Genomic DNA, 12,659 nt, shown 5'->3' with positions numbered 1-12,659 from the left:
TCTTCGACAGCGTCGGACAGATTTCGGTCAGGTTCCTGCAACCCTTCGGACATATCCGAGGAATGGAATGACGGCATTCGTCAACCCACTCCCGCCGATTGTCCAAAGGAAGCAAGCTGCCATGTCTCGCCATCGTCCCGCCTTCAAGCAAACGCGACTCACCCAGTCCATCCTCGCCGCCCTGCTCGCCCTGCCCTTTGCTGCTGCCCACGCCCAGACTGCCCCGGAAAGTCTGGGCACGGTGCAGGCCGGCACACAGGGCAGTGACCAGACTGCCGCCGAGCGCGAAAAGGCCAAACAGGACAGCGCGCCGCAGCAGGCACCCACGCAAGGCTCGCTCAAGGCGGCGCAGCCGCAGTCCATCATCAGCAAGCATTACATCGACAACACACAGTCGCAAACTGCAGATTACAGCGACATCGTCAGCATCGCGCCGAGCGTGGTCGACATCGAACCCAACGGCCCGGGGCTTGGCAACAGCAAGGGGCTGAGCATTCGGGGGTTCACCGATGGCCAGTACAACCTGACCTGGGACGGCATCCCGGTGGGAGACGCCAACGACTTCACGCACCACTCGGCTGAATACTTCATGCCGCAGGACATTGGCAGCATCACTGTCGATCGTGGCCCGGGCAATGCCTCGACCGTGGGCTATGCCACCTTTGGCGGCACCATCGCGATCTCCACCATCGAACCGTCGGACAAGGCGTCGGCCCGGGTCTACGGCAGCATCGGCAGTTTCAACACCAAACTGCTCGGCGCCGCATTCAACACGGGGCTGATGAACAACTGGGGCGACGCCCGCGCCTATCTCGACTATCGCCAGCTCAAGAGCGACGGCTATCTCACCGGGGCCAACATCGACCGCAAGAATCTGTTCTTCAAGCTGGAAAAGCCGGTCGGCGACAACACCCTGCTGACCTTCGTATCGATGTTCAACCGCAACAGCGGCAGCAACGCCGCCATCGTCGGCGCGACATCCTTTCCCTACGTTGCCCCACAGAAGCCACCCTACACCAGCAGTCTGCCCGGCCAGATCCAGCAGTTTGGGCCGAACTACGGCCTGAGCAGCAATCCGCAGAGCCAGGCGTACACCGGCTACAACTACGACGACTTCCAGACCGACTTCGAATACCTCGGGCTGAAGTCGACCATCGGCAATGTGCAGGTCGACAACAAGCTCTACACCTACGCCTACTACCACAGCGGTTGGAACGGCCTGGACCCGAATGGCGGCGGCTGCGATGACGGCCAGGTCAACTGCCTCAACCCGGACGGCACCTTCCCCAAGGGATATGACACGCCCAACGGCACGGTCTATGGTGCCAACAACATTCCGGGCCAGCAGATGTACCTGAACTATCGCAACTGGGGTGACCTGCTGCGCTTGAAGCAAGCCCTCGGCCCAGGCGAGCTGCACTATGGTCTGTGGGCGAACTACCAGACCTACCACCGCTACCAGGCGGAGATCGACTTCTCCAATAACGACGCGTTCAACGTCAAGCCCGGCAGCGTCTATCCGAACGGCTACAGCAAGGCGATCGACCGCCTGATCAACGGCACGCTCACCGTCGCCCAGCCGTATGTGCAGTATGACTGGGACATCACCAGTCAGCTGCAGTTGCGCGGCGGGGTGAAATATGCCTGGTTCCAGCGCCACGACAAGGCACCGATCGAACAAAAGAGCAAGCAGCCGCTGGACTACAGCCAGACCTGGAGCAAGCTGCTGCCGGCCGTGGAACTGCACTACGCCATCGCGCCGAACTGGAGCGCCTACGCGCAGGCGGCCAAGGGGTATCTGGCACCGAACGAAAACCTGTACTACATCCCCAATCCGTCGCTCGGAACCAGTGGTGTGGAGCCCGAGCAGACGACCAATTACCAGATCGGCACCACCTGGCGCAGCCAGCGCCTGACCCTGTCGGGTGATGTGTACGCCATCGACTTCAGCAATCAGGTGCAGCAGGTCAAGGTGGGAAGCAACACCTTTTTCACCAATATCGGCGGCACCAGGTACCGTGGCGTGGAAGGCGAGGCAACCTATTACGTCGGCGGCGGCTTCAGCACCTACGCCAATGCGTCGTACAACCGTGCCCGGCAAGATTCCAACGGCCTGCAATTGGCCAAAGTCCCCGACAAGACCGCAGCGCTCGGCCTGATCTACAACCGCGGCCCGTGGTATGCCTCGCTGATCGGCAAATACATCGGCAGCACCTACGGTGCGATCGACACCAAGAACAACAACACCCCGGTGTATCAAATCCCATCGTCGACCATCGTCAATGCGGCAGTCAACTACACCGTCGAGAGCGCCGGCATGCTGCCGCACGGCACCAAGGTCGGGGTGCAGGTGTTCAACCTGTTCAACAACACCAAGATCAGCAGCTACGCCGGCAGCACCGGAAACGGCATCCCGCTGTTCTACACCACGGCCGGCCGCAGTGTGATGGTCAATTTCTCCGTGCCCTTCGAGTAAATCCAACATGACGGCCGGGTTTCTTCGTGCTGTCACAACACCCGGTTAGCGTCCACGGTTTTGCTGTTTCCACCGGAGTTCAACCATGTCGTTCGACACCCTCATCCACCTTGCCCAGACCTCGGGCGGGATTCTCTACATCATGGCGCTGCTGCTGTTCGTCGCGCTGGCGGTCAGCGTCGAGCGTTTCTGGGCGATTTTGCGCATGCTGGCCTCGGCCAAGGGCTGGGTGCGGGAGCTCAAGAGCCATGCGCACGTGGACGCGAATCAGCTCAAGGCCAAGGTCGAGGCCGACGCCGGCTCGCCTGCGGCGCAGGTTGTCGCCGTCGCCCTGCAGCATGACCTGGCCGACCCGCTCGACCACTTCTCCGACCGGCTGGAAGAAGCGGTGATGGATCAGGCACCGCGCATCGACCGCGGGTTGTGGGTGCTCGACACCATCGTCACCCTGGCGCCGCTGCTGGGGTTGCTGGGCACCATCATCGGCATGTTCAACACCTTCTCGGCGCTGTCCAACCCCGGCGCGGCGACGCAGGCGGTCACCGGCGGCGTCGGCGAGGCGCTGCTGGCCACGGCGGCAGGCCTGTTCATCGCGGTGCTCGGGCTGGTGGCATTCAACGCGCTCAACCAGCGCGTGCGTCTGGTGATGCACCAGTTGGAGCGCATCAAGCTCATGCTCTCCAACCGCATGTATCCGCATTACCGCGAAGGCGGCGTGCGCCCGGTGGTGGTGACGCATAACGGACAGGGCGTGCGCCCGGCGCTGCAACCCTCACCGGTGCTGCAGCAGAAGATGGCCTGACCCTGGCGCTGCTGTTCCCGAACCTCTCCAGGTCGCGTGCGCTGGAGTTCGCACGCTTGGGCTGCGGCGTCACTGCCGCGGCATTTTTGCTGGACCGCCCATGAAATATTTTGAAGCCAAGAAGGCACGCATCGAGATCATTCCGATGATCGACATCATGTTTTTCCTGCTGGTGTTTTTCATCATGGTGACCCTGCACATGATTCCCGACGCCGGCATCACCTCGCGCCTGCCCACCAGCAGCACGGCGCAGAGCATGCCCAAGCCGCAGATCACGCTGGCCGTGGACAAGGACGGCGCCATCCATGTCGACAGCAAGGTGCTGACTGCGCAGCAGCTCACCGCGCTGCTCAAGAGCAAGCCGGACACGGATGCACTGCAGGTCACCATCGCCGGTGAGGAAGATGTGTCGCTGCAACAGCTCATGGCGGTCATGGATGCCTGCCGCGTGGCCGGAGTTACCAAGATCGGTCTGGCCGCAAGGCAAGCCGGGGACAGCGGGCAATGAGCGCGGTGCTGCAGCATGCGCCCGCTCCGTGGCGCGACGACGAGGACGGCAAACGCTGGCCGGTGGCGGCGCTTGCGGCGCTGCTGCTTGAAGTTGCGCTGATCGGCGCCGTCGTCTGGTGGAGCAACCACCCCGCGCCGCCGCCTCCACCACCGCCGATCCAGATCGTGCTCGAGGCGCCCAAGCCCGCGCCCAAGACGGTCGCGCCACCGGCACCCAAGCCCCCGGAGCCCAAGCCTGTGCCCAAGCCTGTGGTCAAACCGCTGCCCAGGCCCATGGTCCACAAGGTGCAACCCAGGCCGGTGCAGCCCAAGCCGGTGCAGCCCCCGACGCAGCCCGCGCCCCAGCCCATGCCCAAGGTCGAGGCGCCTCCGGCCCCTGCGCCCGACACCAAGCCAGCCATGCCCGTGGCCGCCCCCACGCCACCCGCCCCGCCACCGCCGCCCGCACCTGCGGCGCCGGATGTGGCCTCGATCAAGGCCACGTTCGAGGCGGAACTGCGCAGTGCCATTCAGGCCGCTGTGCGCTATCCGCAGGCTGCGAAGATGATGCAGCTCACCGGCAAGACGCTGGTGGGTTTCGACTTCCAGGATGGCACCGTCAGCCATCTGCGCGTGCTCACGTCCAGCGGCGCCGACGTGCTCGACCATGCCGCGCTCGACGCGGTCCGCAACGCCCCCTACCCTGCGACACCCCGGGAACTGCAAGGCAAGTCCATGGCCTTCACGATCTGGGTGCGGTTTCACCTGAGCGATTCCTGATGTCCCCCTTTCTTTGCAGACGTCCACGCGGCCTGCGGCGCCTTGTGACCGGCGCCACGCTGTGCTGTGCCGCCCTGGGCACGGCCCACGCCGCCAGCCTCACCGTGTATGGTGCGATGGGCTACGACCAGCATGTTGCGCAAGCCTTCACCAAGGCGACCGGCATCCCGGTCAACCTCATCCATCTGAGCACCGGCCCGCTGCTCGCGCGCGTCCAGGCCGAAGCGCGCAACCCACAATGGGATGTGCTCTGGCTCGACGGCAACCAAGCGATGCAGACCTTTGCCGCGCAGGGCCTGTTGCAATGCGGCTGGTCACCCGCCGTGCGCTACACCGTGCTGGGTGAGCAACTCGTGCCGCCCAGTCATTGCTGGCTGCCGGTGGGCGTGACCTATGCCGGGGTCATTCTCTACAACCCCAAGGCGATTGCCGAGACCGACTGGCCCAGAACCTGGGACGATCTGACCCGACCTGCGCTGCGCGGCAAGGTCGGGATGGACAACCCAGCCATCTCCGGCCCGACCTATCCGCTGGTCGCAGGTCTGCTGCAGCACTTCGGGCAGGGGCCGGGAGAAGCGTACTTCGAGCGCCTCAAGGCCAACGGACTCAAGGTGTTCCCGACCAACAGCGTGACCCTGCGCGCGCTGCAATACGGCCAGATCGACGCGGCCGTGGTGCAAAGCTCGGCGGCGATCGGCTTCCTGCATGAAATGCCCGAGCTGCGCATCGCCACGCCGGCACCGGCTACCGTGCTGCCGTCGGACCTGGCGATCGGCAAGCACGCTACCGGGCCGCTGCAGCAGCAGGCGCGGCGTTTCGTGCAATGGGTGCTGTCCCCTGCCGGACAAGCGGCGATGCAACAGGGCGACCCCGACGCCGACTCGAACTATGAACCCTTGGTCGAAGGCACCGCTGCGCTTCCCAGCCTGAAGCGGCTCGGCACGGTGCAACCGCTGGTGCTCGACCCGGCGGTGTGGGGGCCGAAGGAGCCGCAGGTGATCGATTGGTTCACCGCGCACATCGCGCGCTGAGCAGCCCATGTCTGCATGCGCACCATGATCGCCCTGCTCCAGGCCATGAACTGGCGGCCCGCCGCCACTGCCTCGTTCGGCGCAAGCGACCCGTGGGCAAGGGTGCGGCGCTGGACCCTGCCGCTCGGTCTGCTGCTCGCTGCTGCCGTGTTCGTTGCGCTGTGGGCCTATCCACTGCTGGGCTTCTTGCTCTCTGCCTTCATGCCGCACCTGCTGCAGGGCGCGCCCCGGCCCACTCTTGCGCCGCTGCGTGAGGCGTTGCAAGGCTATGAACTCCACGCCTTGTTCAACTCGCTGTGGGTGGCGCTTGCCGTCGGGCTGCTTGCGCTGCCCTTCGGCCTGTGGCTGGCCTGGCTGCGCGAGCGCACCGATCTGCGTGGACGCAGCTGGATCGAAGCCGGGGTGTGGCTGCTGCTGATCTTCCCCGATTTCTTTCTCGCTTCGGGCTGGATGCTGCTGGCCGCGCCCATCGGCCCGCTCGCGTCATGGCCTACTGCGCTGCACGCCGCACAGTTGCTGCTCGGCCCGGTGGGCATCGTCCTCACCCTGGTGCTCAAGGTCGTGCCCTATGTGTTCCTGGTGGCGCAGGGCAGCCTGCGCCACACCAGCGCGGAGCAGCAGGAAGCGGCACGGGTGCATGGCCTCTCGACGCTGTGGCGGCTGCGGCTCGGGCTCGTGGCCCTGCTGCCCGCGCTGGCCGCCGGCTTTGCCATCGCCTACGCCGAATCGCTGCGCAACTTCGCGGTGGTGGCCACGCTCGGCGCAAGCAGCGGCTTCACCATGGGCACTTACGCCATCTACCAGGCGGTCAACGGCATGCCGCTGAACTTCCCGCTGGCCGCGGCCACGTCCTGGTTGCTGCTCGGTCTGGTGGTTCCGGCGCTCGTCCTGCAGCACCGCGTGGGCCAGCGCGCCAGCCTGCACCAGACCCTGGGCGCCAAGCACCGGCCCGCAGCGAGGGTGCGGCTGCGTGCCAGCCATCGATTGCTGCATGGCGCAGCGCTGATCGCGCTCGCCGCTTTCGCGCTCGGCCTGCCCACTTTCGCCGCGCTGGGGGTGGCGTGGCCGCACGCGGGTTGGGTGCAGATTGCAGCCAGCCTGCCGCCGCTGCTTTCGGCCATCGGCTATTCGCTGCAATTGGCGCTCGTCGCGGCCACGCTCACCGTGGTCATCGCCCTGCCCGTGGCCTGGCTGATCGCCCGGCCCGGGCGGGTGGGCCGCGTGCTCGACGTGGCCTTGCTGGCGATGATGGCGCTGCCACTCATCGTGCTGGCCGCCGCGTATCTGCAGGCGTACAACCAGCCCTATGCGCCGCTGTATGGCGGCAGTCTGCTGCTGGCCATGGCCTATGTGGCGCTGGCCGTGCCGGCCACCAGCCGCGTGCTGATGGGGCCGGTGGCGCAATTGCACCGCTCGCTTGCCGACGCCGCGCGGGTGCATGGCCTGTCGCGCTGGCAGACCCTGCGCCACATCCATCTGCCGCTGCTGTCCGGCGCGCTGTTCTATGGCTGGCTGCTGGCGGTGCTGTCGATCGCCTTCGAGCTGCCCGCCTCGGAATTGCTGTACCCGGCCGGTCACCCGCCGCTGGCGGTGGCGCTGCTGCAATACGCCGGAGGCTTTCAGTTGCATCAGCAGGCGCGGCTGCAGGTGCTGGGCATGGCCGTGCTGCTGGCCTTTGCCCTGCTGGCGCGCTGGGTTTACCAGCGATTCACTCCCGTGGCGTGGCGCCAGCTGGGCTCGATCTGAACACACCATGACATTGCTCGACATCGACTCCGCGCGCAAGCGCTTTGGCACGACCACCGCGCTGCACGACCTCAGCCTGCAACTGCACGAGGGCGAAATCCTCTGCCTGCTCGGCCCGTCCGGCTCGGGCAAGACCACGCTGTTGCGGCTGGTCGCCGGGTTGGAACGGCTCGACGGCGGCCGCATGCGCCTGGGCGCGACCGTCATCGACGCCGCAGGCGGCCCCTTCCTGCCGCCGGAACGGCGCCAGCTCGGCATGGTGTTCCAGGACTACGCGCTGTGGCCGCACCTGAGCGCGCTCGACAACGTCGCGCTGCCGCTGCACCGCCTGGGCCGCAGCAAGGCACGTGCGCAGGCCCGGGAGATGCTGGCCGCAGTCGGCCTGGCCGATCTGGCCGAGCGCCATCCGCATGCCCTGTCCGGTGGCCAGCAGCAGCGTGTGGCGCTGGCGCGGGCGCTGGCCGTGCGGCCCCGGCTGCTGCTGTGCGACGAGCCGCTGTCCAACCTCGACGCCGGGCTGCGCGAGGAGCTGCGCGACCTCATCGGCAGCGTGGTGCGCGCGCACGGCATCAGCGCGCTCTACATCACCCACGACCACCGCGAGGCCCTGGCCCTGGCCGACCGCGTCGGCGTGATGGCGCAGGGCCGCCTGCTGCAACTGAGCAGCCCGCGCGAGCTGCTGCGCCAGCCCGCCACCGACTTCGTCGCCCGCTTCACCGGCGCGCACGGGCCGTGGCCGGTGCGCCTGCAGTTAGGCCGCCTGCATGCGCCCTGGGGCGAGGTGCCCGCGCCGCCCGGCTGCGCGGCGCTACCCGACGGCCCGCACACCCTGTACCTGCGCGCATCGGCGCTGCATCTGCCACACGCTCGCCTCGACCCCGACACCCCACACTGGCCGGTGCAGGCGCGTGTGCTCGGCCACCTGACCGTGGGCGAACACGCCGAACTGCGCATCGACCTGCACGGCGTGGCGCTGCGCCTGCCGGTCACGGACGCACAACACTACAGTGCCGGCAGCACCATCACCCTGCGCGTCGCCGCAGCGCAGACCCTGCTCTATCCCGCACTCCCGACGAAAATCCCAGAGGAACACCCTGCATGATCCCCACGCTGAACCCAACCCTGAACCCCACCCAATGGGGCGGCATGACCGCCATTTTCCTGGCCGCTGCCGTCGAGTGGGTCGAGGCCTTCACCATCGTGCTCGCCGTGGCGCTGACCATCGGCTGGGCGCGTGCCGCCGGAGCCGCCGCTGCGGCGCTGGCGGTCGTCGCCGCGCTCATCGCCGTCACTGGTGTGGGGCTGAGCGTGGTGCAGGCGGACATCGATGCGATCCGCGCCGCGATCGGTCTGTTTTTGCTGCTGTTCGGCCTGCGCTGGTATGTCAAGGCGATCCGCCGCTATGCCGGGCGCACCAAGCTGCACGACGAAGCCAAGGAGTTCGCCCAAACCCGTGAAAAGATCGACCACGCCGAAGCCCGCGTCGCCTGGGCCGTGGCGTTCAAGGGGGTGTTGCTCGAAGGGCTGGAAGTGTGGCTGCTGGTGGTGGCGCTGGGCCGCACCATCAGCTACGGCCAGGCCACGGGCAGCGCCGTGGCGGCGTTGCTGGCCGTCATTGCCGTGGGCCTGGTGCTGCGCCAGCCGCTGACCAAGGTGCCCGAGAACACCCTCAAGTTCACCGTGGCCTGCGCGCTGCTGGCTTTCGGCACCTTCTGGAGCCTGGGCGGCTTGCTCGACGAGGCGCAGGTCTGGCCGCTGGGAGACGCCACCCTGCTGCTGCTGTTTGCCGTCTATGCCATCGCGGGCCGCCTGTCTGCCATCAAGCTGCGTGTACCCAAACCCGCCACACCAGGAGTGCGCGCATGAAAAAGATTCTGCAGCTGATCTTTGGCGACGTCCGCAACGTCGCCTCGGTGGCCATCGCCGTGGCACTGGCCTGGGCCGCCGCGCAGGTATTGCCCGCGTCCAGCGGCTGGGTGCTGGTGGCCGCTTTGATTGCCGCAGCGATCTGGCAGGCGGGGTGAGCGCTGCCGTCGAGGCGGTGTTCGGTGCGTCAGGCTGACTTCGCCTTCTTCGGACGCCCGGTCTTGATTGCGGGCACCGCATCGAGCGCGGCGATCAACGCGGCGTCATTGAGCGTGGCGAGCAAGGCGATGCCAGCACGCAGCACTTCGCTTTTTTTCGCTGGGCGCGCCAGTTGGACGAGGCGCGCTTTCAGCGTGTCCAGGGTGTCGTACTCGTTGCGGGGAATGGTGAAGCTGTCGCGTACCAGTTTGATTTTGGGCGGCTTGACATCGGCCACGGCAGTGGCAACGGGCTTGGCGACAGCGGACTTCAATGCAGCCGACTTGCGAGCCAGCGCCTTGGCGGGTGCGGGCTTTGCGGCGCGTGTAGCGGATTGGCGCGCCGCAGGTCTGGCGGTGCGCGCCGTGACGGTCGCGGCCTTGGCCGTCTTGACGACAGCGTTGGTTTTGGCGGTGGGCATGTTGCTCTCCTCAAAAAGAATGACATAAATAGTTTATACGGTATTTTAAGTTTTCCAGTCCTCGCGGCAGGCCTTCTTTCTCTCACGCAGACCAGAACATGCCACGCAACAACACACTTCCCATCCTGCTTGCCCTACTCGGCAGCATCGCCTGCGTCTCGGCCACCGAACCGGCGGCCGGGCAACCCGCCGTGTTGCCCAGCGGTCGCCTGCTCACGCCCGTCGGACAACTGGTGCAGACGCCCAACTTCCCGACGCAACTGGCCATCAGCGACAACAGCGTGGCCGTGCTCACCGGCGGCGCCAGCAAGGTGCAGGAGATCCTGCGCTTCTCCGCGGACGCACTGCAGCCGCAGGGTGGGGTGTCCACGCTGTTCGACAAGGACAAAACGCATGCGGCACCCGGCGCCACCATCGCGCAGGGCAAGCAGGGCGGCGATGGCGCTCGGCAGAGCGAGAAGGTGATCCACGGCCAGAGCCTGTTCCAGGGACTGACCGCAGGGCCGGATGGCACGCTCTATGCCACCGGCGGCAACAGCGACGACCTGCTCGCCCTGGCGGTGCGCGATGATCGCCTGCAGTTGCTGCGGCGCTACCCCTTGCAATGGCAGCCGTTTCCGCGCACGCAGTACCCCTATCAATACGCCGGCGACTGGCAGCAGCCGCGGCATTTCTACCCGGACAGCGTGGTGCTCGGCCCGCAAGGGCGTCATGCCTATGTCACCGGGATGCTGGCCAACAGCCTGGCGCGCATCGATCTGCAGACTGGTCAGACCGACTATCTCAACGTCGGCAGCTATCCCTATGCCGTGACCCTGGCCGATGGCGGCAGGCGGCTGGTGGTGAGCGACTGGGGCGGCAATGGCGTGACCGTGATCGACCGCGCTGCGTGGCGGGTCGTCGGCCCAGTGCCCACCGGCCCGGTGCTCGGCCCGCGCAGTGGCGCAGCAGGCGCGCATCCCACCGCACTGGTCGCGCAGCCGGGAACGCCGCTGGTCTGGGTGGCCGACGCCAATCTCGACCGCATCGTCGCCGTCGATACGCAAACCCTGAAGCCAGTGCGCGTGATCGACGACAGCCCCTACCCCGGCGCGCCGCCCGGCGCTTACCCCGACGCCCTCGCGATCGCGCAGGGCCGGCTGTTCGTCGCCAACGCCGGCAATGATGACGTGGCCGTGTTCGACCTCGCCAGCGGCAAGCGCATCGCGCTCATCCCCACCGCCTGGTACCCCACGGCGCTGGCGGTGCGGGGCGACGCCTTGTTCATTGCCTGCGCCAAGGGCATGGGCAGCGGGCCCAATCTGCATCATCAGTGGGTGGGTGATTTCATGCATGGCGCGCTGCAACGTGTGAAGTTGCCCGACCTGTCCACGCACGCGGCGCAGTGGACGCAGACCGCTTTATCGAACGATGGATTCAGTGCCGCGCAACGCCTGCAGCGAGCCATGGAAAACGCCCGCGCCACTGCCTGGCTGCGCGGCCACGTCCGGCACGTGGTGTTCATTCTGCGCGAGAACAAAACCTTCGACGAAGACCTCGGCAGCTACGCCGCCGCAGGCCACTGGGCCGACCCTGCGCTCGATCTCTACGGCCCGCGCGAACTGCCCAACCTCTACCGCACGGCGGGCAGCGGCGCGCTGTTCGTCAACTTCTTCGCCGATGGGGAAGTGACCTCACAAGGCCATCAGTGGACCACCGCGGGCTCGGACTCCGACTTCCTCCAGCGCACCTGGCCGCTGTACTACTCCGGCCGCGGCTTTGTGGCCAATTCGGGGTGGACGCAGTCGCTCGCGCCCGGCGCCAGCGACGCGCGCAACCCGTATGCGATCTACCAGAATCTCTCGGCGCTCGGGCACTGGAGCAACCCTTGGATCACCTACCCTGCGCGGCTTTTTCTGTTCAACGATCTGCTCGCGCACGGCGTGAGCTTCGAGGACTTCGGCGAGTTCGCCTCACGCAACAAGATCGGCGACATGTCCCCCGCGCTGCGCGCGCATCTGGCAATGGACTACCCGGCGTGGGATCGCCTCATTCTCGACACCGACCGCGCCAAGGTGTTCGACCGCTGGGTGCGTGCCCACGCCGCGCACCTGCCGCGCGTGCTCTACATCTGGCTGCCCGACGACCACACCGCGGGCCGCGCCCCCTGCCTGCCCAGCCCCGACAGCTATGTGGCCAATAGCGACCTCGCCACCGCGCAGGTCATTCATACCCTGTCCACCCTGCCGAGCTGGAAACACACCCTGGTGCTGCTCACGGAGGACGACGCGCAGTCCGGTGCCGATCACATCGACGCGCACCGTACCTTCGCCGTGGCGGCAGGCCCCTGGGTCAAACCCGGCGTGCTGGTGACGCAGCATCTGTCGCAGGTCGATCTGTTGCGCACCATCGAAGCGGTGGCCGGCGTTCCGCCGATGTCGCAGTGGGACGCCAACGCGCATGTGCTGGCCGGCATCTGGCGCACACATCCCGACCTGACCCCGACACCCGTATTGCCGGCAGAAGTGCCGCTGCAACGCAACCCCGGTGTGTGCCCCTCGGATGCGCCGTTCCGCGATCTGCCTGTGGCGCAGCCGCCTGGCGCGCCAACCCCTGCCAGCGGGCCGCGCTACACCCCGACCGCGCTGCTCGAGGTCTCCGGCCCCGAGCAGATGCGGCAGGAATGGCTGGCGAGCAAGGGGACGCAGGCCTATGCAGCGATGCAGGCGCATCTGCAGGCGCTGGCGCACGCACAGCACAGGCCCATGTCGAGCCTGGTTGCCGGGGACGATTGACACCGCGCGCCGCGCCAAACTGTTGCGCGCAACAAACGTCACCAAATCTTCACAGGCGTTTCAAAAGGCTTTCATC

At 66.8% G+C, this 12,659-nt stretch carries 11 protein-coding genes; 10 read left to right on the top strand and 1 reads right to left on the bottom strand.

Annotated features, from left to right (window positions below):
- Positions 1-121: 121 nt before the first annotated feature.
- From AC1ZQA_RS05965 to AC1ZQA_RS05925, 9 genes are all read left to right on the top strand, one after another.
- Positions 122-2,476 (top strand): TonB-dependent receptor, encoded by a 2,355-nt coding sequence (locus AC1ZQA_RS05965; RefSeq protein WP_482678899.1) that lies wholly within the window; start codon positions 122-124, stop codon positions 2,474-2,476.
- A gap of 85 nt (positions 2,477-2,561) precedes the next feature.
- Positions 2,562-3,278 carry a MotA/TolQ/ExbB proton channel family protein gene (locus AC1ZQA_RS05960; RefSeq protein ID WP_482678898.1) on the top strand — a complete coding sequence of 239 codons (717 nt, stop codon included), beginning with the start codon at positions 2,562-2,564 and terminating at the stop codon, positions 3,276-3,278.
- Between the two features lie 100 nt (positions 3,279-3,378).
- Positions 3,379-3,786, top strand: a complete 408-nt coding sequence (locus AC1ZQA_RS05955; RefSeq protein ID WP_482678897.1) for an ExbD/TolR family protein — start codon at positions 3,379-3,381, stop codon at positions 3,784-3,786.
- Positions 3,783-4,547, top strand: a complete 765-nt coding sequence (locus tag AC1ZQA_RS05950) for an energy transducer TonB (RefSeq protein ID WP_482678896.1) — start codon at positions 3,783-3,785, stop codon at positions 4,545-4,547. The genes AC1ZQA_RS05955 and AC1ZQA_RS05950 overlap by 4 nt, the downstream gene beginning before the upstream one ends.
- Positions 4,547-5,578 (top strand): ABC transporter substrate-binding protein, encoded by a 1,032-nt coding sequence (locus AC1ZQA_RS05945; RefSeq protein WP_482678895.1) that lies wholly within the window; start codon positions 4,547-4,549, stop codon positions 5,576-5,578. Before AC1ZQA_RS05950 ends, AC1ZQA_RS05945 begins: the two co-directional genes overlap by 1 nt.
- Before the next feature lie 15 nt (positions 5,579-5,593).
- A complete protein-coding gene (locus AC1ZQA_RS05940; protein ID WP_482678894.1) occupies positions 5,594-7,324 on the top strand; it encodes an ABC transporter permease in 1,731 nt (576 codons plus the stop codon).
- Between the two features lie 7 nt (positions 7,325-7,331).
- The gene (locus tag AC1ZQA_RS05935; protein WP_482678893.1) at positions 7,332-8,426 is read left to right on the top strand and encodes an ABC transporter ATP-binding protein; all 1,095 of its coding nucleotides are present in this window, start codon (positions 7,332-7,334) and stop codon (positions 8,424-8,426) included.
- A complete protein-coding gene (locus AC1ZQA_RS05930; RefSeq protein WP_482678892.1) occupies positions 8,423-9,190 on the top strand; it encodes a COG4280 domain-containing protein in 768 nt (255 codons plus the stop codon). Before AC1ZQA_RS05935 ends, AC1ZQA_RS05930 begins: the two co-directional genes overlap by 4 nt.
- Complete coding sequence (locus tag AC1ZQA_RS05925; protein ID WP_482678891.1) at positions 9,187-9,348, top strand: hypothetical protein; 162 nt, start codon at positions 9,187-9,189, stop codon at positions 9,346-9,348. Before AC1ZQA_RS05930 ends, AC1ZQA_RS05925 begins: the two co-directional genes overlap by 4 nt.
- Positions 9,349-9,377: 29 nt before the next feature.
- Here AC1ZQA_RS05925 and AC1ZQA_RS05920 read toward each other — a convergent pair whose 3' ends face one another.
- Positions 9,378-9,809 (bottom strand): hypothetical protein, encoded by a 432-nt coding sequence (locus AC1ZQA_RS05920; RefSeq protein ID WP_482678890.1) that lies wholly within the window; start codon positions 9,807-9,809, stop codon positions 9,378-9,380.
- 98 nt (positions 9,810-9,907) lie between these two features.
- On the opposite strand from AC1ZQA_RS05920, the gene AC1ZQA_RS05915 reads away from it, so the two are divergent.
- Complete coding sequence (locus AC1ZQA_RS05915) at positions 9,908-12,583, top strand: bifunctional YncE family protein/alkaline phosphatase family protein (protein ID WP_482678889.1); 2,676 nt, start codon at positions 9,908-9,910, stop codon at positions 12,581-12,583.
- Positions 12,584-12,659: the final 76 nt, after the last annotated feature.

Source organism: Thiomonas sp. DCM-2, assembly GCF_056820905.1.
This window is presented reverse-complemented; position numbering and strand designations above follow the sequence as displayed.